Raw genomic sequence first — 26,380 nt, 5'->3', positions numbered from 1 at the left:
CCCTCGGCTGCGCCCGCTATTTTTTCCTGGGCGCCCGGCACTGCCGATCCAAGCGGCAAAACTGAATACGGACATTCTCGTCAACCGTGAATTATCAGGCAGGTTACCCATGCAGTTCAGCGACTTACTGGCAGCGATCTCCACCCACGCGATCCGTCTGCAGACCGAAGAGGGCGACCTGATCGTCCTGGGCGATGACGAAGCGTTGGACGACGCGCTCTGGGATCAATTGATCGCGCACAAACCCCAGCTGTTGCAGTTGGTCGCCGAACATGGCGGTGACTGGCTGAGCCCGGCCTACCGCATCACACCGGACATGCTGGCCCTGGTCAACCTCGACCAGCCGGCCATCGACCGCATCGTCGCGGCGGTCCCAGGCGGCGCGGCGAATGTGCAGGATATCTACCCCCTGGCGCCGCTCCAGGAAGGCATGCTTTATCACCATCTTTCGGCGCAGAAGGGTGACCCTTACGTGCTGCACGCGCAGTTCGTGTTCGACAGCCGCGCACGCCTTGAGGCCTTTGCCGAGGCGTTGCAATGGGTCATCGACCGTCACGACATCCTGCGTACCTCGATGGTCTGGGAGCGCCTGGACGAGCCGCTGCAAGTGGTGTGGCGCAAGGCTGTGCTGGCCTGCGAAGAGGTGCCTCTGGACGGTGCTGACCGCCTGGTTCAATTGCTCGCTCGCTATGATGCCCGCGCTTATCGCATGGACCTGGGCCAGGCGCCGCTGCTGCGCCTGGTATTCGCTGACGACCCGGCCAACCAGCGGGTGGTGGCGATGCTGCTGTTCCACCACACCATCCTTGATCACACGGCCCTGGATGGCGTTCGGCATGAAATCCAGCTGTACCTGGCCGGGCAGCAAGCCCAGGCCCGTGCACCGGTAGCGTTTCGCAGCTATATCGCCCAGGTGCGCCATGGCGTCAGCGAGCAGGCCCATGAGGCGTTCTTCCGCGACATGCTGGCGGATATCGATGAACCGACGCTGCCGTTCGGTCTGCAAGATGTGCAGGGCGGCGGCCAGGGGATCGACGAAGTGCGCATTCCCGTCGACAGCGCTCTGAGTCGCCGCCTGCGCAGCATGGCGCGCCCGCTGGGGGTGAGTGTGGCGAGCCTGATGCACCTGGCTTTGGCGCGAGTGCTGGGTGCAGTCTCCGGTCAGGAGGCGGTGGTATTTGGCACTGTGATGCTCGGGCGCATGGGCGCAGGTGAGGGCGGTGAGCGGGCCTTGGGCATGTTCATCAACACCTTGCCACTGCGGGTGGATGTGGGTGAGCAGGGCGTGCGCGCTGCGGTCAAGATCACCCATGAGCGCCTCACGCGCTTGCTCGATCACGAACATGCGTCCCTGGCGCTGGCACAACGGTGCAGCGGCGTGGCGGCGCCTACGCCGCTGTTCAGCGCGATACTCAACTACCGTCACAGCGCCGCCACCGACATGGCGGCGGTGATCGAAGTCGCCGACGGCATCCGGGTGTTGGGCGCCGAGGAGCGCACCAATTACCCGCTGACGCTGAACGTCGATGACCTGGGTGAAGACTTCGCCCTGACCGTGATGGTCGATGCGTCCATTGGCGCGCAGCGGGTTGCGGGTTATCTGCATACGGCCTTGCAAAGCCTGGCCGACGCCCTTGAACAACGACCGGATATGCCGCTCTGCGGCCTGAACATCCTGCCTGACGCTGAACGCCACCATTTGCTGCAAACTTTGAATCATTGCTCCACGCATTACGCCGACACCCAACTGATCCACCAGCAAGTCGAAACCCACGCCGCTGCCCAGCCCGATGCCATTGCGTTGCGCTTCGAGCACCACGCCCTGACCTACCGCCAACTCAACGAACGCGCCAACCAGGTCGCCCACGCGCTCCTGGCCCACGGTGTGTGCCCCGACGCGCGCGTGGCCATTTGCGTGGAGCGTGGCCCGCAGATGATCATCGGCCTGCTTGGCATTCTCAAGGCCGGTGCGGGCTATGTGCCCATCGACCCGGCCTATCCCCAGGAACGCATCGCCTACACCCTGGCCGACAGCCAGCCGGTGGTGGTGCTGGTGCAGGCAAACACGGCGCAGCGGGCCGGCGCACTGGCCCGGATCGACCTGGACCACCTGGGCCCGTTGCCCATCTCCAACCCTGGGTTGCACCTGAGCCCGGCCAACCTGGCCTACGTCATCTACACCTCCGGCTCCACTGGTCAGCCCAAGGGCGTGATGATCGAGCATCGCCAAGTCGCACGCCTGTTCAGCGCCACCCACCACTGGTTCGGGTTCAACCCGCACGATGTGTGGGCGCTGTTCCATTCCTTCGCGTTCGACTTTTCCGTGTGGGAAATCTGGGGCGCGCTGATGCACGGCGGCCAGTTGCTGATCGTGCCGCAACTGGTCAGCCGCTCGCCGGATGAGTGCTACGCGCTGTTGTGCGACGCCCAGGTGAGCATCCTCAACCAGACGCCGAGCGCGTTCCGCCAGTTGATCGCGGCCCAGGGCAACAGTGCCCAGTCCCATTCCTTGCGCCAAGTGATTTTCGGCGGCGAAGCCCTGGAACCGGGCATGCTCAAGCCGTGGTACGCACGGGCAGTGAATGCCGGTACGCAACTGGTGAACATGTACGGCATCACTGAAACCACCGTGCATGTGACCTACCGTGCGCTGGAAGCGGCCGACGCGCACTTGGTCGGCGTGAGCCCGATTGGCGTGCGTATTCCCGATTTGCAGTTGTATGTGCTGGATGAGCGCCATGAGCCCTTGCCCCTGGGTGTGGTGGGCGAGTTGTACGTGGGCGGTGCCGGGGTGGCGCGTGGTTACCTCAACCGCCAGGCGCTGAATGCCGAACGCTTCCTTGCCGACCCGGCCACCGGCTTGCGCATGTACAAGACCGGCGACCTCGGCCGCCTGCTGGCCGACGGCAGTGTCGAGTACCTGGGGCGTAACGATGACCAGGTCAAGATCCGTGGTTTCCGTATCGAACTGGGTGAAATCCAGGCGCACCTGGCCACTGCCAGCGGCGTGCGCGATGCGGTGGTGATCGCCCGTGAAGATCAGCCGGGCGATAAACGCCTGGTGGCCTATGTGATCAGCGATGGCGAACTCAACGTGGCCGCCCTGCGTGACCATCTGCTGCTGAGCCTGGCCGAACACATGGTGCCCAGCGCCTTCGTGCGCCTGGACACGCTGCCGCTGACCACCAACGGCAAACTCGACCGCAAGGCCTTGCCCGCACCCGATGCCGACGCCGTGGCCCGGCGCGAGTATGCGGCGCCCCAGGGGGCGGTGGAAACCACCCTCGCCATGCTCTGGCAAGACCTGCTCAACGTCGACCGTGTCGGTCGTGAGGACAATTTCTTCGAACTCGGTGGCCATTCGCTGCTGGCGGTCAAACTGATCGAGCGCATGCGCCAGGTCGACCTCAGCGCCGATGTGCGCGTGCTGTTCGGCCAACCGACCTTGGCGGCGCTCGCTGCGGCGGTGGGCGGCCAGCAGACCGTGCAGGTGCCGGCCAACCCTATTCAAGCAGACACCCAGGCCATCACCCCGGACATGCTGCCCCTGGTCGAGCTGGATCAGGCCGCTATCGACCATATCCTTGAGGCCGTGCCCGGTGGCGTTGCCAACGTGCAGGACATTTATGGCCTGGCGCCGTTGCAGGCCGGCATTCTCTACCATCACCTGGCGACCACCGAGGGCGACCCCTACGTGTTGCAGGTGCAGTTGCGGTTTCACGACCAGGGCGCTGTCGACGGGTTTGTCAACGCGCTGCACACGGTGATCGAGCGCAACGATATCCTGCGCACCGCCATCCTCTGGGAGGGCCTGGAAGAGCCGGTGCAAGTGGTGTTACGCCAGGCACCCTTGGTGATCGAACGCCTGGATGCGCTGGGCAGTGATGCACTGGAGCATCTGCAACAGCGTTTCGACCCACGCCACTATCGCCTGGACCTGTCACGCGCCTCGCTGATGCGCCTGGCGTATGCGCAGGACAGCCACGGCTTGGTCGGCATTTTGCTGCTGCACCATATCCTCCTCGACCACACGGCCCTGCACGTGCTGGTCAAAGAGATGAGTGCCAGCCTGCATGGCCACAACGCGCAACTGCCTGACGCGGTGCAGTATCGCAACTACGTGGCCCAGGCCCGCCTCGGTGTCACCCAGGCCCAGCATGAAGCCTTCTTCAGCCAGATGCTGGGCGACATCGACGAGCCGACCCTGGCCTTCGGCTTGCAGGACGTGAATGGTGACGGCAGCGGCATCCATGAAGCGCGCCTGCCGCTGGAGCCTGCGCTCAACCTGGGCTTGCGCGAACAGGCGCGGCAACTGGGTGTGAGCACTGCCAGCCTGGTACACCTGGCCTGGGCCCAGGTGCTGGGCCAGGTGTCTGGCCAGCAGGAGGTGGTATTCGGCACCGTGTTGCTGGGCCGTATGCAGGGCGGTGAGGGCGCGGACCGGGCGCTGGGGATGTTTATCAATACCTTGCCGCTGCGGGTCAGCGTTGGCAGCGTCGGCGTGCAGGCCGGCGTGCGCGCCACCCATGCGCGCCTGGCGCAACTGCTCGGGCACGAACATGCCTCGTTGTCCCTGGCCCAGCGTTGCAGTGGCGTGCCGGGCTCGCTGCCGCTGTTCAGCACCTTGCTCAACTACCGGCACAGTGCAGCCGATGAAGCGCCGGGGGACAACCCCTTTGCCGCTTCCGGTATCGAGATTCTCAGCTCCGAAGAACGTAGCAACTATCCGCTGGTGCTCAACGTTGATGACCTGGGTAGTGGCTTTGCCCTGACGGTGCAAGGCGTCGCGCACCTGGATGTGCAACGCGTGGGTGAGTACATGCTCACCGCGTTGCGCCATGTGGTGAGCGCGCTGCAACATGCGCCGACCACGCCGCTGCAGGCGGTGTCGATCCTGCCGCCTTCCGAGCGTCATCAAGTGCTGGTAGGTTTCAACGCCACCGCCCGGCAATACCCCTCGCAACTTACTGTCTCGCAACTGTTTGAAGCCCAGGCGCTGGCCCGCCCTGAAGCGTCGGCGGCGGTGCAGGGCGAGCTGTCACTGAGCTACCGTGACCTCAATCGCCGTGCCAACCGCCTGGCCCATCATCTGATCAGCCAGGGGGTGCAGCCCGGCGAAAGCGTGGCGATTGCCTTACCGCGTTGCCTGGATCTGCTGGTCTGCCAACTGGCGATCCTCAAGTGCGCTGCGGTGTATGTGCCGCTGGACGTCAACGCGCCTGCCGAACGCCAGGCCTTCATCGTCAAAGACAGCGGCGCACGCCATGTGCTGGACGATCTGGCGCAGTTGGATCTGGACGCGCAGTCGCCCGCTAACCCCGACCTGGCCCAATCCGCGCAGAGCGTTGCCTACATCCTCTACACCTCCGGCTCCACCGGGACGCCCAAGGGCGTGCAAGTGCCCCACCTCGCCATCTCGCGGCTGGTGCTTAACAACGGTTTTGCCGAATTCAATGCCCACGACCGGGTGGCCTTTGCTTCTAACCCGGCATTTGACGCCAGCACCCTCGAGGTGTGGGCACCGTTGCTCAATGGCGGTTGTGTGGTGGTGGTCGAGCAGGTGCAGTTGTTATCCCAAGCCGCGTTCGCCGAGCTGTTGCGGGAACAGGCGGTCAGCGTGTTATGGATGACCGCCGGGCTATTTCATCAGTACGCCGATGCGTTGATGCCGGTGTTCCGCCAATTGCGCTACCTGATCGTCGGCGGCGACGTGCTTGACCCTCAGGTGATTGGCCGGGTACTCAAGCTCGGCAAACCCCAGCATCTGCTGAATGGGTATGGCCCGACCGAAGCCACCACGTTCTCCACCACGTTTGAGATCACTACCCTTGGCGAGGGCGCTATTCCGATTGGTCGACCGATTGCCAACGCTCAGGCCTATGTACTGGACGCGCGCCAGCAACCGCTGCCCGTGGGTGTGACCGGCGAGCTCTATATCGGCGGTGCGGGCGTTGCGAAAGGCTACTTGAATCTGCCTCAGATGAGCGCGGAAAAATTTGTCCCGAACCCATTCGGCGATGGCCAACTCTACCGCAGCGGTGATCTGGCCTGCTGGCGAGCCGACGGCAATTTGATGTACCAGGGGCGCAATGACCTGCAAGTGAAGATTCGTGGCTTTCGTATCGAACCCGGTGAAATCGAAGCGTGCCTGTGTGCCTGTGCCGGGATCAGGGACGTTGTGGTATTGGTTCGCGAAGACGAGCCTGGCCACAAACGGTTAGTGGCCTATTACACCGCCGACGCAACGTTGGATATCGCAACCCTGCGAGCTCATGTGCAAGGCCGGTTGCCCGATTACATGGTGCCTTCGGCTTATGTGTGGCTGGCGCAGTTGCCGCTCACCGCCAACGGCAAGCTCGACCGCAAGGCATTGCCGGTACCCGACCAGGCCGCCTTGATCAGCCGTGGCTACGAAGCCCCACAAGGCGAGGTGGAAAGCCTGCTGGCGCAGATCTGGCAGGACGTGCTCAAGCTTGAACGCGTGGGGCGCCATGATCACTTCTTCGAATTGGGCGGGCATTCGTTGCTGGCGGTCAGCCTGATCGAACGCATGCGCCAGGTGGGCCTGAGCGCCGATGTGCGCGTGTTGTTCAGCCAGCCAAGCCTGGCCGCGCTGGCGGCAGCCGTGGGCAGCGGCAGAGAAATCGTGGTGCCCGCCAATGGCATCCCCACCGGCTGCATACAGATCACACCGTCGATGCTGAGCCTGGTGCAACTCACCCCGCAGGCCATCGCGCACATTGTCGCCAGCGTGCCGGGTGGTGCAGCGAATATCCAGGATATCTACCCGCTGGCGCCGCTACAGGAAGGCATCCTCTACCACCACATCAGCGCCGAGCAGGGCGACCCGTACCTGCTGCAATCGCGCATGGCCTTTGACACTGCCGAGCGTCTGCACGGTTTTATGGGCGCGCTGCAACAGGTGGTGGCGCGCCACGACATTCTGCGTACCGCTGTGGTGTGGGAAGGGCTCGAAAGCCCGGTGCAAGTGGTGTGGCGCACCGCCCAGCTGGGGGTGCACGAGGTGATGCTCGACCCGGCACACGGCGACGTGATGGCGCAACTGCATGAGCGTTTCGATGCGCGTCACTACCGCCTGGACATTACCCAGGCGCCCTTGCTGCGCATGGTCTATGCCCAGGACCCGGCGCACAACCGGGTCGCGGCGATCCTGCTGTTTCATCACCTGGCGCTGGACCACACCGCCATGGAAGTGGTCGGCCAGGAAATGCGTGCCTTTATGTTCAACCAGGCCCAGAACTTGCCCGCCGCCGCGCCGTTTCGCAACTATGTGGCCCAGGCGCGACTGGGCGTCAGTGTGGCGCAGCATGAGCAGTTTTTCCGTGACATGCTCGCCGAGGTCGACGAGCCTACCTTGCCGTTTGGCCTGCAGGATGTGCAGGGCGATGGCCGTGCAATCGAAGAAGCCGAGGTGCACCTGGAAGCGGGCCTGGCCCAGCGCGTACGCCAGCAGGCGCGCCAACTGGGCGTCAGCGCCGCCAGCCTGATGCACCTGGCCTGGGCCCAGGTGTTGGGCCTGGTCTCGGGCCGCGACGAGGTGGTATTCGGCACGGTGCTGATGGGCCGTATGCAAGCCGGCGAGGGCGCAGACCGTGCGCTGGGGATGTTTATCAACACCTTGCCGCTGCGGGTCGATATCGCAGCCGGCGCAGCGCAGGCGGTCAAAGCCACCCATGCACGCTTGAGCGCCTTGCTCGGGCATGAGCATGCGTCATTGGCCCTGGCCCAGCGTTGCAGCGGTGTGCCGACCAGCACGCCGTTGTTCAGCGCCTTGCTCAATTACCGCCACAGCAACCCAGGCGAAATGGCCCGCGACGGCCACGGCATCTGGGAAGGCGTGCAACTGCTGGGCGGTGAAGAACGCAGCAACTATCCGCTGACCCTGAGCGTGGATGACCTGGGCGCAGGCTTTGGCCTGAGCGTGCTGGCCGTGCCGCAAATCGGCGCGCAACGCCTGTGCGACTACATGCTCAGCGCCGTGCAGCAACTGGTTGCCACCCTTGAGACGGCGCCCCACAGCGCGCTGCGCCAGTTACCGATTCTGCCCGCCGCAGAGCGCGACACGGTGCTGCGCGAGTTCAACGCCACTGCCCACGACTTCCCCGATGGCCAGACGGTGCACGGTGCGTTTGAGGTACAGGCCGAGCGCCAACCCCATCGCATTGCCGTGCAGCAAGGCAGCGAGGCGCTGACGTATCAGCAGCTCAATCAACGGGCCAACCAGTTGGCTCATCACTTGCTGGAACTCGGCGTGCAAGCCGATGACCGCGTGGCACTGTGTTGCCGTCGCGGCCCGCAGATGCTGGTGGGGCTGTTGGGCATTCTCAAGGCTGGCGCGGGCTATGTGCCGATCGACCCGGCGTACCCCGCCGAGCGTATCGCCTACTTGTTGCAAGACAGCGCGCCCGTGGCGGTGCTGGCCGAGACCAGCACCCGGGACCTGCTGGGGTCCGTCGCCGTGGTCGATCTGCAGGACCCCAGTTGGCAGCGCCACGCCGTCAGCAATCCGCAACTGCCCGCCCTCACGCCCGCGCACCTGGCGTATGTGATCTACACCTCCGGCTCCACCGGCCAGCCCAAGGGCGTGATGGTGGAACACCGCACCGTGGAAAACCTGGTGCATTGGCACTGTGAGGCCTTTGGTCTGACAGCGGTAAGCCACACCAGCAGCGTGGCCGGCATGGGGTTTGATGCCATGGCCTGGGAAGTCTGGCCGGCCCTGTGCGTCGGCGCGACCCTGCACCTGCCACCCGCCGACATCGGCAACGAAAACATCGATGAACTGCTGGCCTGGTGGCTGGCACAGCCGTTGGACGTGAGTTTCCTGCCGACCCCGGTGGCCGAGTACGCGTTCAGCCTGCCCCAGCAGCACCCCACCTTGCGCATCCTGCTGATCGGCGGTGACCGCCTGCGTCAGTTCACCCTGGAGCGGCGCTTTGCGGTGGTCAACAACTACGGCCCCACCGAAGCCACGGTGGTTGCCACCTCCGGCCGCGTGCGGGCCGGGCAGGTGTTGCATATCGGCCGGCCCATCGCCAATACCACCAGCTACGTGCTGGATGCGCACCTGCGCCCGGTACCGGTGGGCGTGGCCGGTGAACTCTATGTGGGCGGCAGCGGCGTGGCGCGGGGTTACCTGAACCGTCCCGAGCTGACGGCCGAACGCTTCCTGCAAGACCCGTTCAACCCAGGGCGCATGTACCGCACCGGTGACCTGGTGCGTTGGCTGCCCGATGGCAACCTTGAATACCTGGGCCGTAACGACGACCAGGTAAAACTGCGCGGCGTGCGGGTTGAACTGGGTGAAATCGAAAGCCGCCTGGCGGCACTGGACGGCATCCGCGAGGCCGTGGTGCTGGTGCGCGAAGGCCGCCTGTTGGCCTGGTTCACCGAACAGCGCCCGCTGCAGATCGAGACCTTGCGTGCGCACCTGCAAGCCCAACTTCCCGAGGCGCTGGTGCCGGTCGCCTACATGCGGCTTGATCAGTTGCCCCTGACCGCCAACGGCAAACTGGACCGCAAGGCATTGCCAGAGCCAGACCAGTGCGCCTTGCTAAGCCGTGAATACCAAGCCCCCCAGGGAGACGTCGAAACCACCCTGGCGCGGCTGTGGGCCGAGGTGTTGCAGGTGGAGCACGTGGGTCGCCATGACCACTTCTTCGAACTGGGCGGCCATTCATTGCTGGCCGTCAGCCTCATCGAGCGCATGCGCCAGGCCGGCCTCAGCGCTGATGTGCGCGTGCTGTTCAGCCAGCCAACCCTGGCCGCGCTGGCCGCCGCTGTCGGCAGTGGCCGCGAAGTGCAGGTGCCGGCCAATCGCATCAGTGCCGGTTGCCAGCGCATCACCCCGGACATGCTGGCCCTGGTGGACCTCGATCAGTCGGCGATCGACCAGGTGGTGGCCCAGGTGCCTGGCGGCGCCGCCAACGTGCAGGACATCTACCCGCTCGCGCCGTTGCAGGAAGGGATTTTCTATCACTACCTCACGGCGGCGCAGGGCGATCCTTACCTGCTGCAATCACACCTGGCGTTTGACGGTGTCGAGCGCCTGCAGGCCTTTATGCGCGCACTGCAACAGGTGATCGACCGCCACGACATCCTGCGCACCGGGGTGGTGTGGGAGGGCCTGGCGCAACCGCTGCAAGTGGTGTGGCGCCAGGCGCAGTTGTGCGTGCAGGAACTGCAACTGCAAGGCGACGTACTCGCCGGCCTGCACGAGCGGTTTGATGCGCGGCGGTATCGCCTGGAGATCAGCCAGGCGCCGCTGATCCGCCTGATGTACGCCCAGGACCCGGCCAACCAGCGCGTGGTGGCGGTGTTGCTCTATCACCATATCGTGTTGGACCACACCGCCTTCGACGTGGTGTTGCGCGAAATGCAGGGCCACCTGTTGGGCCACGCAGCGCCTACCGCCGCGCCAATGCCGTATCGCAACTATGTGGCCCAGGCCCGTTTGGGTGTCAGCGAACAGGAGCATGAACAGTTCTTCCGCCAGATGTTGGGCGATGTTGACGAACCGACGTTGCCGTTCGGCTGGCAGGACGTGCGCGGCGACGGCAATGCCATCGACGAACATAGTCTGCAACTGGGCAGCCAGCTCAACCGCCGCCTGCGCAGCCAGGCACGGCTGCTGGGGGTCAGTGCTGCCAGCCTGTTCCATCTGGCCTGGGCGCAGGTGCTGGCCGCGGTATCGGCGCGCCACACGGTGGTGTTCGGCACGGTGCTGGTAGGCCGTTTGCAAGGCGGCGAGGGCGCCGACCGCGCCCTGGGTGTGTTTATCAACACCTTGCCGCTGCGCCTGGATATCGACGACCAGGGCGCCCGCGCCGCCGTGCGGGCCACCCATGCGCGGCTGACCGAATTGCTCGGCCATGAACACGCCTCCCTGGCCTTGGCCCAGCGTTGCAGTGGCGTAGCGGCCCCGGCGCCCTTGTTCAGCTCGATGCTCAACTATCGCCATCGCGGCGCCGCCACCCGTTCGGCGGATGCGCAATTGGCATGGGAAGGCATGCAGACCTTGGTCAATGACGGGCGCACCAATTACCCGCTGACCTTGAACGTGGACGACCTGGGCGACGGCTACGCGTTCACCGCCCTGGCCCAGGTGGATGCACAACGGGTGTGCGGGTATATGCATAACGCGTTGAGCGGCCTGGTCGAGGCTCTTGAGCAGGCGCCGCACCAGGCGCTGAACCGCCTGCCGGTGCTGGGGCTGCAAGAGCGGCAACAACTGCTGGTGCAGTTCAACGCCACCGAGGTGAACTACAACCTCGACCAGACCCTGCACGGGCTGTTTGAAGCCCAGGTTGTACGTACCCCGCAGGCCGTGGCGGTGAAGGCCGGCGAGCACACCTTGAGCTACCAGCAACTCAATGAACGCGCCAACCGCCTGGCCCATCACCTGCGTGACAGCGGTGTGCGCCCGGATGCACGGGTGGGCATCTGCGTCGAGCGCGGCCTGGACATGGTCGTCGGCCTGTTCGCCATCCTCAAGGCCGGCGGTGCCTATGTGCCGCTGGACCCGGCGTACCCGCCAGAGCGCATCGCCTACATGCTGCACGACAGCGCGCCGGTGGTGGTGCTGGCCCAAAGCGCCACCCGCACCCTGCTGGGGGACGTGGCGGTAGTCGACCTCGACCACAGCACCTGGCAACACCAACCCGCCATCAACCCGCAAGTACCGGGCCTCCTTGCCCAACACGCGGCTTATGTGATCTACACCTCCGGTTCCACCGGCCAACCCAAGGGCGTGATCAACGAACATGCGGGGGTGGTCAACCGCCTGTTGTGGATGCAGGACGCCTATAGCCTCAAGGCTCACGATGCGGTGTTGCAGAAAACCCCGTTCAGCTTCGACGTGTCGGTGTGGGAGTTCTTCTGGCCGCTGTTCACCGGCGCGCGTCTGGTGATGGCGCGCCCTGAAGGGCATAAGGACCCGGCGTACCTGTGCAAGGTGATCGCGACGGAGCAGATCACCACCTTGCACTTTGTGCCGTCGATGCTCGATGTATTCCTGGCCCACGGCGATGTCAGCCAGGCGGCGGGATTGGTGCGGGTGATGTGCAGCGGCGAGGCCTTGCCGGGCAGCCTGGTGCGGCGTTTCAAGCAGCAGTTGCCGGGGATTGGTTTGTACAACCTGTATGGCCCCACTGAGGCGGCAGTGGACGTGACGGCCTGGAACTGCGCACGGCCTGAGGTGCCGGACAACACCCCGATCGGCAAGCCGATTGCCAACACCCGCCTGTATGTACTCGATGGGCAGTTACAGCCGGTGCCGTTGGGCGTGGTCGGTGAGCTGTTCATCGCGGGCGTGCAAGTGGCGCGGGGTTACCTGAACCGCCCTGAGCTGACCGCCGAGCGCTTCCTCGACGACCCGTTCACCCCTGGGCGCATGTACCGCACCGGTGACCTGGGCCGCTACTTGCCCGACGGCACGCTCGAGTACCTGGGGCGCAACGACGATCAGGTGAAGATCCGTGGCCTGCGCATCGAACTGGGAGAAATCCAGGCGCGCCTGATCGAGCATCCGGCGGTCAAGGACGCCGTGGTCGTCGCCCGGGACCAGCGCCTGGTCGCGTATTACACCGGCGCGCCCACCGATATCGAAAGCCTGCGCGCCCAACTGTTGCAGCACCTGCCTGACTTTATGGTGCCGGCGCTGTTCATGCACCTGGGCGCCTTGCCCCTGAGCCCCAACGGCAAGCTCGACCGCAAGGCCCTGCCTGCACCGGGTATGGACGCGTTGCAGGTACGTGAGTACGCGGCGCCCGAAGGCGACACCGAGATCTTCCTGGCCCAACTCTGGGCCGAGCTGCTCAAGGTGGAGCGGGTAGGGCGCCACGACAACTTCTTTGAACTGGGCGGGCACTCGCTGCTGGCCGTGAGCTTGATCGGGCGCCTGCGCCAGGAAGGCATGGAAGCCGATGTGCGGGGCTTGTTCGAACAACCGACCCTGGCCGGCTACGCCGCAATGACCGAACGAATGGAGATCGTCCTGTGAACATCCTCGAGCTGCTGGCAACCCTGAAAACCAAGGATGTGCAACTGGCGCTCAAGGGCGAGCAGTTGTCGGTGAACGGCAACAAGCAAGCCTTGAGCGACCCGGCGATATTGGCCGCCTTGCGTGAACACAAGCCGGCGCTGATCGAACTGATCAAGGCCGGTGAATACACCGCGACCAAGGCCGGTGAGGTGCAGGTACCGGCCAATGGCATTCCGGCCAACGCCGAGCGTATCACTCCCCAGATGCTGACCCTGTCGACCCTGAGCCAGGACGAGATCGAGCGCGTTGTCGCCACGGTGCAGGGCGGCGTGGCGAATATCCAGGACATCTACCCGCTGGCGCCGTTGCAGGAAGGCATCCTGTTCCACCATGTCAGTGCCGAGCAGGGTGACCCCTACGTGATGCAGTCGCAGTTCGCCTTTGACAACCTTGCGCGTTTCGATGCGTTTGCCCAGGCGCTGCAACGGGTGATGGACCGTCACGACATCCTGCGTACCGGGGTGGTCTGGGATGGCCTGACGCAACCCTCGCAAGTGGTGTGGCGCCAGGCACGCCTGCCGGTGCAAGCCTTGATGCTGGACCCGGCCGATGGCGATATCGCCGCGCAACTGCACGACCTGTTTGATGCCCGTCACTATCGCCTCGACGTCACCCAGGCGCCGTTGCTGCGCCTGGTGCGCGCTGAAGACCCGGCCAACCAGCGCATCGTCGCCACCCTGTTGTTCCATCACATGGCGCTCGACCACAGCGCCCTGGACGTGGTGTGCCACGAAATGCAGGCGTGCCTGTTGGACCAAGGCGCGGCCCTGGGCCAGGCCGTACCGTTTCGCAACTATGTGGCGCAGGCGCGGTTGGGGATAAGCGAGCAGGAGCACGAACGTTTCTTCCGGCAGATGCTCGGCGATATCAGCGAGCCCACCTTGCCGTTCGGTTTGCAGGACGTGCAAGGTGATGCGCGGGGTATCGCTGAAGTCAGCCTGCCATTGGCGCCGGCACTGGCCCAGCGCTTGCGCGGGCAGGCGCGCCAACTGGGCGTGAGCGCCGCCAGCCTGTTTCACCTGGGGTGGGCCCAGGTGCTGGGGGTGTTGGCCGGCAAGGCCCAGGTGGTGTTCGGCACCGTATTGATGGGGCGCATGCAGGGCAGCCATGACACCGACCGCGCCCTGGGCATTTTCATCAATACCTTGCCGTTTCGCGTGGACGTAGACGCCCAGGACGTACGCACCGCAGTCAAGGCCACCCACGCACGCCTGACCACCTTGCTGCGCCATGAGCACGCGGCGTTGGCCCTGGCCCAGCGTTGCAGTGGCGTGCTCGCGCCGACGCCGCTGTTCAGCGCGCTGCTCAACTATCGCCACAGCGCGCCCGCCGCCAGCGCCGAGGCGGTGTCGGCCTGGCACGGCATCACCTCACTGCGCGCCGAGGAGCGCACCAACTACCCGCTGACCCTGAGCGTGGACGACCTGGGTGAGGGTTTCGGCCTGAGTTTGCTGGCCAGCACCCTGGTTGACCCTCAGCGCGTCTGCGCCTACCTGCACACCGCGCTGGAAAACCTGGTGAGCGCACTGGAGCAGGCCCCCCATACCGCGCTTGATCAACTCTCGGTGGTGCCCGCTGCCGAACAGCGCTTGCTGCTGGAACAGTTCAACACCACCCAGACCGTTTTCCCCCAAGGCGCCACCCTGCATGGCCGCGTCGAAGCCCAGGCTAGGCTCACGCCGGACGCGATTGCCGCTGTGCATCAGGGCCGGCAACTGACCTATGCCGAACTGAACCAGCAAGCCAACCTGCTGGCGCATCATCTGCTGGCGCTGGGGGTCAAGCCCGACGACCGCGTGGCCATTGTTGCGCGGCGCGGCCTCGACACCCTGGCCGGGTTGTTGGCGATTCTCAAGGCCGGCGCCGGTTATGTGCCGGTGGACCCGTCCCACCCGGCCGAGCGCCTCCACTATTTGCTCAGTGACAGCGCGCCAGTGGCGGTACTCACCCAGCATGCGTTGCTGACGCGCCTGCCGGTGCTGGAAGTGCCGGTGATCAACCTGGATCGCTTCACCTGGCAGCACCATTCGGCGAGCAACCCCACAATCGCCGTCGGCCCGATGAACCTCGCCTATGTGATCTACACCTCCGGCTCCACTGGCTTGCCCAAGGGGGTGATGGTGGAACACCACAGCGTCGCCAACCTGGTGGACTGGCATTGCAGCGCCTTCGACCTGCGCGCCGGGCGGCATACCGCCAGTGTTGCCGGCTTCGGCTTTGACGCAATGGCCTGGGAAGTGTGGCCGGCGCTGTGTGTGGGCGCCACCTTGCACCTGCCACCGGCCCATGAGGGCGGCGAAGATATCGACGCACTGCTGGCCTGGTGGTGCGCGCAGCCACTGGATGTGAGCTTTCTGCCGACGCCGGTGGCGGAATACGCCTTCAGTCAGAACATCGAGCACCCGACCTTGCGCACCTTGCTGGTCGGTGGCGACCGCCTGCGCCAGTTCGGGCGGGCGCAGCGCTTTGAGCTGGTCAACAACTACGGGCCCACCGAAGCTACGGTGGTGGCCACTTCCGGCAAAGTCGAGGCGGGCCAGCCGTTGCATATCGGCAAGCCCATGGCCAATGCCAAGGTCTACGTGCTCGACCCGCACCAGCGCCCGGTGCCGCTGGGGGTGGCGGGGGAGTTGTACGTGGGCGGCAAGGGCGTGGCACGCGGTTACCTCAACCGCCCGGAACTCACCGCCGAGCGTTTCGTGCGCGACCCGTTCAACGAAGGACGCATGTACCGCACCGGCGACCTGGTGCGCTGGCTGCCGGACGGCACACTCGATTACCTGGGGCGCAACGATGACCAGGTGAAAATCCGTGGCGTGCGCATCGAGCTGGGCGAAATCGAAACCCAGCTCAACCAACTGCCCGGCATCCTCGAAGCAGTGGCCGTGGTGAGTGAAGAACGGCTGGTGGCCTACTTCATCGAAAACCCACAACTGGACCCGCTGACGGTGGCCCAGATTCGCGCCCACCTGGTGGCGCATCTGCCGGACTACATGGTGCCCGTCGCGTTCATGAAGCTCGACGCACTGCCACTGACGGCCAATGGCAAGCTCGACCGCAAGGCCCTGCCGGCGCCGGACATGGCCGCAGTCTTTACCCGCGAGTACGCCGCGCCCCTGGGCGAAATCGAAACTGTGCTGGCGCAGATCTGGGCCGAGGTGTTGCAGGTGCAGCGCGTGGGGCGCTATGACCATTTCTTTGAGCTGGGAGGGCATTCGCTGCTGGCCATGCGCATGGTGTCCCAGGTGCGCCAGCGGCTGGGCGTCGAATTGGCGTTGGGCGACCTGTTTGCCAACGCCGAACTGGCGGCGGTCGCCGAGGTGCTGGCCCAGGCCGGTCGCAGCACCTTGCCGGATATCCTGCCGGCTAACCGTGATGAGGACGTGCCGCTATCCTTCGCTCAGCAACGCCTGTGGTTCCTGGCCTTGATGGAAGGGGCCAACACCGCCTACAACATTCCCATCGGTTTGCGGTTGCGCGGGCAGTTGCATGTGCAAGCGTTGCAACGGGCCCTGGCGCGCATTGTGGCGCGGCATGAAACCCTGCGCAGCCGCTTCGCCCAACAGGGTGAACAGGCCCAGGTGCTGGTCGTGCCGGCCGAAGAGGTGTTGGCGCTGCAAGTGCAGGACCTGCGTCGCCATCCGCAGCCGCAACAGGCCCTGGACGCGCTGATCCACGGCGAAGCCTCGGCACCGTTCGACCTTGAGCGCGGCCCGTTGCTGCGCGGGCGCCTGGTGGTGATGGCCGATGATCACCATGTGCTGTTGCTGACCCTGCACCATATCGTCTCCGACGGCTGGTCCATGGGCGTGCTGACCCGCGAGCTGATGGCGCTGTACCAGGCTTTCAGCCACGGCCACGCCGACCCGCTGCCGCCCTTGCCGATCCAGTACGCCGACTTTGCCGTGTGGCAACGCCTGTGGCTGAGCGGCGAGGTGCTGCAGCGCCAAAGCAGCTACTGGCAACAGGCGTTGGCCGGTGCGCCGGCGTTGCTGACCTTGCCCACCGACCGCCCGCGCCCGGCGCAGCAGGACTACGCTGGCAGCAGCGTCGAAGTGCGCCTGGATGAACGCCTCACCGCCGGGCTCAAGGCCTTGAGCCAACGCCATGGCACCACCTTGTACATGACCTTGATGAGCGCCTGGGCTTCACTGTTGGCGCGCTTGTCCGGGCAGCCCGAGTTGGTGATCGGCACGCCGGTGGCCAACCGCATGCGCACCGAAGTCGAAGGGCTGATTGGCCTGTTCGTCAACACCCTGGCGCTGCGTATCGACACCTCGGGCGAGCTGAGCACCGAGGCGTTGATGGCGCGGGTCAAGGCGCTGACGCTGCAAGCCCAGGCCCATCAGGACTTGCCCTTCGAGCAGGTGGTGGAAATTACCCGGCCGCCGCGCAGCCTGGCCCACAGCCCGCTGTTCCAGACCCTGCTGAGCTGGCAGGACAGCAGCGCGCCGACCCTGGCCCTGGGCGACCTGGCCCTGGAGAGCATTGTCGAGAACAGCCATTTCGCCAAGTTCGACCTGTCGTTGAACCTGGGGGAAGTGCAGGGCAGCATCCTCGGTGCGCTGGAATATGCCGTGGCCCTGTTTGACGAATCGACGATGCAGCGTTACGTCGGTTATTTCACCCGCGTGTTGCAGGCCATGGTCGATAACGACCAGGCGGTGCTGGCGCAGGTGCCGCTGGTGGATGCGCGCGAGCGTCGGCAACTGCTGGTGGATTTCAACGCCACCGCCGTTGAGTACAACCTCGACCAGACCCTGCACGGCCTGTTTGAAGCCCAGGTACTGCGTACACCCCAGGCCATTGCCCTGAAGGCGGGCGCGCAGCAACTGAGCTATGCCGAACTGAACGCGCGCGCCAACCAGTTGGCCCATCACCTGCAAGCCCTGGGTGTGCAGCCCCAGGCGCGGGTGGCGATCTGCGTGGAGCGTGGCCTGGACATGGTCATCGGCCTGTACGCGATCCTCAAGGCCGGCGCCGCCTATGTGCCGCTGGACCCGGCCTACCCGTTGGAACGCATCGCCTACATGCTCCACGACAGCGCGCCGACGGTAGTGCTGGGCCAGTCCAGCACCCTTGGGTTGCTGGGCGAGGTGCCGGTGGTCAACCTGGACTCGCCCACCTGGCAGCACCAGCCCACCCATAACCCGCAGGCGGCCAGCGTGGCGGCCTACGTGATCTACACCTCCGGCTCCACCGGCCAGCCCAAGGGTGTGATCAACGAACACCCTGGAGTGGTCAACCGCCTGCTGTGGATGCAAGACGAATACGCGTTGACCGCCAGCGATACGGTCTTGCAGAAAACCCCGTTCAGCTTCGACGTGTCGGTGTGGGAGTTCTTCTGGCCGCTGTTCACCGGCGCACGCCTGGTCATGGCTCGTCCTGGTGGGCATAAAGACCCTGACTACCTGTGCCAGGTGATGGAGGCCGAGGGGGTCACGACGCTGCATTTTGTGCCGTCGATGCTTGACGTGTTCCTGGCCCACGGCGATGTCAGCCAGGCCGCCGGGCTGGTGCGGGTGATGTGCAGTGGCGAAGCCCTGCCGGGCAGCCTGGTACGGCGCTTCAAACAGCAATTGCCGGGGGTTGGCTTGTACAACCTGTATGGCCCCACCGAAGCGGCGGTGGATGTCACCGCGTGGGACTGCGCAGGCGCTGTGGTGCCGGATAACACCCCCATCGGCAAGCCGATTGCCAATACGCGCCTGTATGTACTGGACGAGCAGTTGCAGCCGGTGCCGTTGGGGGTGGTCGGTGAATTGTTCATCGCGGGCGTGCAGGTGGCGCGGGGTTACCTCAACCGTCCCGAGCTGACCGCCGAACGCTTCCTCGACGACCCGTTTACCCCGGGGCGTATGTACCGCACCGGTGACGTGGGTCGCTACTTGCCCGACGGCACTCTCGAGTATCTGGGGCGCAATGATGACCAGGTGAAGATTCGTGGCCTGCGCATCGAACTGGGGGAAATCCAGGCGCGCCTGACCGAGCATCCAGCGGTGCAGGAAGCTGCCGTGATTGCCCGCGAGCAGCGCCTGATCGCCTATTACACCGGCGTGCCGAGCGACGTCGAAAGCCTGCGCGCCCACCTGCTGCAACACCTGCCGGAATTCATGCTGCCGACGAGCTTTGTGCACCTTCAGGCGCTGCCGCTGAGCCCCAACGGCAAGCTCGACCGCAAGGCGCTGCCGGCGCCGGGCCTGGACGCGTCGAGCGTGCGCGACTATGAAGCGCCCGTGGGTGATACAGAAATCACCCTGGCCGCACTGTGGGCCGAATTGCTCAACGTGGAGCGCGTGGGTCGGCATGACAATTTCTTTGAATTGGGTGGCCACTCATTGCTGGCAGTCAGCCTGATCGGGCGCATGCGCCGCCTGGGCTTGTCGGCGGATGTGAAAGTGCTGTTCGGCCAACCGACCTTGTCCGCCCTGGCTGCGGCCTTGGGCGGTGGGCGTGAAGTGGCGGTGCCGGCCAATCGCATTGCGGCCGATTGCACCCGGATTACGCCGGACATGCTTGCGCTGATCACCCTGGACCCCGCTGCCATCGAGCGCATCGTCGCCAGCATCCCCGGCGGCGCGGCGAATGTGCAGGATATTTATCCGCTGGCACCCTTGCAGGCCGGCATCCTGTATCAGCATCGCGCCGTACAAGGTGACGATGCCTATGTGCTGCAGGCGCAGTTTGCCTTCGACAGCCGCCTGCGCCTGGACGCCTTTGCCCAAGCCTTGCAGGCGGTGATTCAGCGCCATGACATCCTGCGTTCATCCTTCCACTGGGACGGGTTGGAGGAGCCGGTGCAGGTGGTGTGGCGCACCGCCTCATTACGGGTTGAAAACGGCTCGGTGCCGCCACGCCTGGACCTCGCCCAGGCACCCTTGATGCGCCTGGTGTATGCCGAGGAGTCGCAGCGGGTGGTGGCGACCTTGCTGTTCCACCATCTGGTGATGGACCACATCGCATTGGACATCCTGCAACACGAAATGCAGGCCTTCCTGTTGGGCACGCAAGACACCTTGGCCGCGCCCGTGCCGTACCGCAACTACGTGGCCCAGACTCGTCTGGGCGCTGAGGACCACGAGCCGTTTTTCCGCGAGATGCTCGCTGAGGTCGACGAACCCACCGACGTACCGCACCTGGGTGCCGATGAGCGCGTGAAGGTGAGTCTCGACCTGGGGTTGAGTCGGCGCCTGCGCAACCAGGCGCGTCAAGCGGGAGTCAGCGCCGCCAGCCTCATGCACCTGGCCTGGGCCCATGTGCTGGGCACGGTCTGCGCCCGTGAACAGGTGGTGTTCGGCACGGTGATGCTCGGTCGCCTGCAAGGCGGCGAAGGTGCCGAGCGCGCCATGGGGGTGTTTATCAATACCTTGCCGCTGCGAGTCGACCTGGGTGAACACTCGGTACTGACCGCGCTGCGTGCCACCCATGGGCGCCTGACCCAACTGCTCAGCCATGAACACGCGCCCTTGGCGCTGGCCCAGCGTTGCAGCGGCGTACCCATGGCCACGCCGTTGTTCAGCGTGCTGTTCAACTACCGCCACAGTGCGCTCCAGGCCGGGGGCGTGGCCGAGGCGTGGCAGGGGATCGAGGTGCTCAAGACCGAGGAACACACCCACTACGGCGTGTCGATGAGCGTGGATGACCTGGGTGAAGGTTTCAGCCTCACGGCCATGGGGCAGGGGGCCCGACGCTTGGGCGACTACCTGCATAACGCCTTGGTGCAGGTGGTGCAGGCACTGGAAGAGCGCAGCGACATCGCCCTCAGTTGCTTGCCGATCCTGCCCCTGGCTGAACGCCAGCAACTGCTTGAGGGCTTCAACGCTACGGCTCGTGCGTTCCCCCGTGAACACAGCGTGCAGCAGGTGTTCGAAGCCCAGGCGCAGGTGCGTCCCGACGCGGTGGCGGTGCTGCACGGCGAACAACGGATAAGCTATGGCGAACTCAACCGCCGCGCCAACCGCCTGGCCCATCACCTGCTTGGCCTGGGTGTGTGCCCCGGCGATAACGTGGCGATCCTGCTGCCACGCTCAGTGGCGTTGCTGGTCAGCCAACTGGCGATTCTCAAATGCGCCGCCGCCTATGTGCCGCTGGACATCAGCGCGCCGGCCGAACGCCAGGGCTTCATGCTGCAAGACAGCGGCGCGGCCTGGCTGTTGACCGGTAGCGACTGCAGCGTGGAGAGCGCGGCGCAGCGTCTGGACCTGGACACCCTGGGCCTTGACTCGCACCCCGACCACAACCCGGGCCTGCCGCAATCCTCGCAGAGCGTGGCGTACATCATGTACACCTCCGGCTCCACCGGCATGCCCAAAGGCGTATTGGTGCCTCACCGTGGCATCACGCGCCTGGTGCTCAACAACGGCTACGCCGATTTCAATCCCAATGACCGCGTGGCCTTCGCCTCGAACCCGGCCTTCGATGCCAGCACCATGGACGTCTGGGGGCCGTTGCTCAACGGCGGTCAGGTGCAGGTGATCGACCACGCCACCTTGCTCGACCCGCTGGCGTTCGGCGCGGCACTCAAGGGCGCGACGGTGCTGTTCGTTACCACGGCGCTGTTCAACCAGTATGTGCAACTGATTCCCCAGGCCCTGGCCGGCTTGCGTATTTTGCTGTGCGGCGGCGAGCGTGCCGACCCGGCGGCGTTCCGCAACCTGCTGGGGCTGGCTCCGGGGCTGCGCCTGGTGCATTGCTACGGGCCGACCGAAACCACCACCTACGCCACCACTTTTGAAGTGCGCGCCATTGCCACTCAAGCCGACAGCGTGCCGGTAGGGCGACCCATTTCCAACACGCAGGTCTACGTGCTGGATGCGCAGTTGCACCTGCTGCCCCTGGGGGCGACCGGCGAAATCTGCATCGGCGGCGACGGTGTCGCCCAGGGCTACCTGAACCGTCCTGAGTTGACGGCGGAAAAGTTCGTGCAAAACCCGTTCAACCGAGGCGCCTTGCTGTACCGCACCGGCGACCTCGGACGCTGGACCGCAGACGGCCTGCTGGAGTGCATCGGGCGCAATGACGATCAAGTCAAGATCCGTGGCTTTCGCATTGAGCTGGGTGAGATCGAAGCACGCTTGGCGACATTCTCCGGAATCCGCGAGGGGGTGGTGCTGGCCCGCGAAGACGTGCCGGGGGACAAACGCCTGGTGGCCTATTTCACCTGGGCGGGCGAGCCGGTCGGCATCGAGCCGGTGCGTGCTTATCTGCAGGCGCATTTGCCGGCCTACATGGTGCCGTCGGCCTTTGTGATCCTTGAGCAACTGCCGTTGACGGCCAATGGCAAGGTCGATCGCAAAGCCTTGCCGGTACCGACGTGGGACGCTTCGGCCAGCGGCACATTTGAAGCACCGGTCGATGCACTGGAGCAGACCTTGGCCCAGCTGTGGGCCGAGGTATTGAAGCTTGAGCAGGTGGGGCGCCATGACAGTTTCTTCGAACTGGGCGGGCATTCCTTGTTGGCGATTCGCCTGGTCCATCGGCTGGACGAGGCCGGGTTGCCGGTGTCGCTGGCCGAGCTGTTCGAGCATGCCAGCGTGGCCTCGGTCGCGGCGCTGCTGCGCCTGCGCGGTGACGATGTGCTGCCTGAGGCGGCGGTGATTACGGTGCGCAGCCGTGGGGCGCAGGCACCGTTATTCCTGGTGCATGAGTTCAGTGGCATGGACGTGTACTTCCCGGCGCTGGGCCAGCACCTGCCTGGCGATTACCCGATATATGGCCTGCCGGGCCTGGCCCTGGGCGAGGCGCATCTGGACAGCATGGAAGGCCTGGCCGCGCGCATGGTCGGGCTGATTCGCCAGATCCAGCCCCACGGTCCTTACCGGCTGGCGGGGTGGTCCTTTGGGGGGGTGCTGGCTTATGAAGTTGCCATGCAGTTGCTGGGGCAGGATGAGGCCGTGGCGTTTCTCGGCTTGATCGACAGCTACGTGCCGCGCATGACCGACCAGGGCAAGTCACGCTGGAGCGGGCCGGATGCCCTCAAGCGGCATTTGTTGTTGCAGTGCACGGCCTATTGGAAGGCACAGGGAGGTGTGGATGAACTGGCGAACCTGGAACAACTGGAGGCAGGCCTTGGACAGCTGGACTTTGCGGCTCTGCTGCAACGCTGTCGCGATCAAGGTTTGCTATACGCGCAAATGGCAGCGGCGACGGACGCCGACCTGCTGAGCTTTTTGCAACGGGAAGTCGGGCATGGGCATGCCCTGGCCCACTACAGCCTGTTCCCGCTGCCGATTCCGGTGTACCTGTTCAGCGCCGAGCAGCGGCCCACCGAACTGTCGCGGCGCAGTGCCGCGCTGGGTTGGGACACCGCCCTGGCGCCTGGGCAACTGCGCCAGGTGCAGGTCCCGGGGGATCACCAGAGCATGATGCAGGCGCCGCATATCCAGAGCCTTGGGCTGGCCATGAGCCGAGCGCTGGCGGCGAGTACTCCGGCGAGCTGCGCGGCGCACTCACCCTTGCTGCGTATCCAGAGCGGGCGCGCCGGTTATGCGCCGGTGTTCTGCGTACCAGGCGCGGGAGACAGCGTCACCGGCTTTGTGGGTTTGAGCGAAGCGCTGGGACGTGACTGGCCGCTGTATGGCTTGCAGCCGCGGGGGCTGGATGGCGAGGCGGTGCCCCATAGCCAGGTGGAAGCGGCGGCCCAGTGTTACCTGGCGGCGCTGGAACAGGAATGCCCCGAAGGGCCGGTGCATCTGGTGGGGCATTCGTTCGGCGGCTGGGTGGCACTGGAAATGGCGCTGCGCTTGCAGGCAATGGGGCGTGAGGTGGGTTCGTTGACGGTGATCGACAGCGAGTCGCCGGGGCGTGCGGGCAAGGCATATACCTCGACGGCGGCGTTGTTGCGGTTGATCGAGGCGATGCAGTTGGCGGCTGGGAAGTCACTGGGGATTGATCCTGTGGACTTTGCCGGGCGCGATGAGGTGGCGCAGCGACAAGCGTTGCATGGGGGAATGGTGAGTGTGGGGTTGTTGCCGGCGCGTGCGGCGCTGGAGGCGATGGATGGCCCGGCGCGCACTTACGCGGCGGCGTTGCGCACGGTGTATCAGCCGCAAGGGCGGTATGACGGGGTGGTGCGCCTGGTGTTGGCGCAGGACCCGGCGTTGGATTCGGCGGGGAACCAGCGTGAGCAGGGGGTGATGATCGAGGGGTGGCGAGGGCAGGGCGGTGGGTTGGAGGTTTGGTATGGCGGGGGGAATCACTTTACGTTGCTCAAGGCGCCGAATGTTTTGGGGTTGGCCAGGTGGTGGTTGGAAGTTGTTGGGGTTGGGGAGGTGGTGTCTTGAGAGGTGTGCACCGATCCAGATGTGGGGGCAACAGGGGGTTGTCTGTGTACATATCCGTTCCTGCGGTAACGGCCACCTATGGTTCCGCTCTGACAGCGGGTCACTTTTGGAAAGGCCCAAAAGTAACCAAAAGGCCTTCGCCCCACCACTCGGCACCTCGCCTAGGCTCGGTGTGCCCGAACGCAGGTTTTGCAGCGTGGGCCGCCGCAATGGGCCATCCCTGGCCCAGTGCGGCTAACCCGGCGTCCTGCCGGGTTACCCACGCTGCAAAACCTGCGTTCGGCCAGCGTGGTTTAACGGGGCGATTTCAGATCAAAAGCAGAGCGCGGCGGCCTTATAGCCGACCGGTTTTTGAAGGTGAACTCGGTGAGATATGTGGGGGCAGGCATGCCCCCGGTAACCACGATGCGAAGCGAGCCGCTCTTGATCTTGATCTGCTTGTGATCTTGATCTCAGGCGCCCCGTTAAACCACGCTGGCCGGAATTCGACAGGGATTTGGGGGGTAAACCGGCAGGGATGCCGGTTTAGCCGCCCCGCGCCATGGATGGCGCGTGGCGGCGGCCCCCCAAATCACTGGCGGATTACGGGCACACCGAGCCTAGGCGAGGTGCCGAGTGGTGGGGCAAGAGCGTTTTGCTTACTTTTGCGCTTTTCAAAAGTGAGCCGCTGTCAGAGCGGAACCCTAAGTGGCCGTTACCGCAGCAATGGATATGTACTCATTCCAACCCAACTAAATGGTCGACCAGAAGGCCGCCATCGCAGGCAAGCCAGCTCCCACATTTGGACCGGGGAGCGTCAGGTAGACAGGGGTCGGCTGTCAGGTCTTTACCCAGGCCAGCGTCAGCGCGCAACCATATTTGTACTCAATCAAGAAGCCAACCATGCAAACGTCTAAACTCCGCAAAATCGGCATTCTGGCTTCAGTGGCCGTCGCAATCGGCCTGGCCATCTACACCGTAAACGCCCCCGCCGACGCCCCCCAATACCTCACCGCGACCGCCGAACGCGGCGATATCGAAAACGCGGTATTGGCCACCGGTCTGCTCGAAGGCGTCAAACAAGTCGACGTCGGTGCCCAGGTCTCTGGCCAGCTCAAGTCGCTGAAAGTCAAAGTTGGCGACAAGGTAAAGAAGGGCCAATGGCTGGCCGAAATCGACCCCTTGATCCTGCAGAACACCCTGCGCAAAGCCCAGGTCGATGAAGAAAACCTCCAGGCCCAACGCCGGGCGACGGCCGCGCAGCTCAAGCAGGCCAGGTCCGTATATGAGCGCTACAAAGGCTTGCAGGCCGATGAGTCGGTGTCACGCCAGGATTTCGAAGACGCCGAATCGACCTACCAGGTGCAGCAGGCCAACCTGCTGTCCCTGGACGCGCAGATCAAAAGCGCGCACATCCAGATCGACACCGCCAAGGTCAACCTGGCCTACACCCGCATCAACGCGCCCATCGACGGCGACGTGGTGGGCATCGTCACCCAGGAAGGCCAGACCGTGATCGCCAGCCAGTTGGCGCCCGTGCTGCTCAAGCTGGCAGACCTGGACACCATGACCGTCAAGGCCCAAGTGTCGGAAGCGGATGTGATTCATATCAGCCCCGGCCAGCAGGTGTACTTCACCATTCTCGGCGAGGCGGACAAGCGCTATTACGCCAAGCTGCGCGGCACCGAGCCGGCGCCGCAGAACTTCCTGGAAACCCAGACCGCCGGTACACCGAAGCAAAACACCGCGGTGTTTTACAACGCGTTGTTCGACGTGCCCAACCCAGAGCACCGCCTGCGCATCGCCATGACCGCCCAGGTGCGCATCGTGCTCGACACCGCCCAGGCCGCGCTGATGGTGCCCGTGGCGGCTCTGGGCGTGCGCAATGCCGATGGCCGCTACGAAGTGCGGGTGCTGGATGCCAAGGGCAAGGCGGTCGCCCGCACGGTGAAGACCGGTATCAATAACAACGTCAAGGTGCAGATCCTTGACGGCCTGGCCGAGGGCGACACCGTGGTGATCGGCGATGCTACACCTGCCGTGGCGGGGAGTTGAG

At 65.0% G+C, this 26,380-nt stretch carries 3 protein-coding genes; all 3 read left to right on the top strand.

What is annotated here, in order from left to right:
* The first annotated feature begins 109 nt into the window (after positions 1 to 109).
* The 3 genes from CLM72_RS16030 to macA all read left to right on the top strand — a co-directional run bounded on the left by CLM72_RS16030 (position 110) and on the right by macA (position 26,379).
* Entirely contained in the window at positions 110 to 13,021 is a 12,912-nt protein-coding gene (locus CLM72_RS16030) for a non-ribosomal peptide synthetase (protein ID WP_105227120.1), read from the top strand.
* Positions 13,018 to 24,345 carry a non-ribosomal peptide synthetase gene (locus CLM72_RS16025; protein WP_105227119.1) on the top strand — a complete coding sequence of 3,776 codons (11,328 nt, stop codon included), beginning with the start codon at positions 13,018 to 13,020 and terminating at the stop codon, positions 24,343 to 24,345. Before CLM72_RS16030 ends, CLM72_RS16025 begins: the two co-directional genes overlap by 4 nt.
* An 882-nt stretch (positions 24,346 to 25,227) precedes the next feature.
* Positions 25,228 to 26,379 (top strand): macrolide transporter subunit MacA, encoded by a 1,152-nt coding sequence (macA, locus tag CLM72_RS16010; protein WP_105227117.1) that lies wholly within the window; start codon positions 25,228 to 25,230, stop codon positions 26,377 to 26,379.
* Position 26,380: the final 1 nt, after the last annotated feature.

Origin of the sequence: Pseudomonas sp. MYb193 (genome assembly GCF_002966775.1) — a bacterium.
In the GTDB taxonomy this organism is placed as follows: Bacteria; Pseudomonadota; Gammaproteobacteria; order Pseudomonadales; family Pseudomonadaceae; genus Aquipseudomonas; species Aquipseudomonas paracarnis.
Note: the sequence above shows the minus strand (reverse complement) of the source record. Positions and strands in the feature narration are given on the sequence as shown.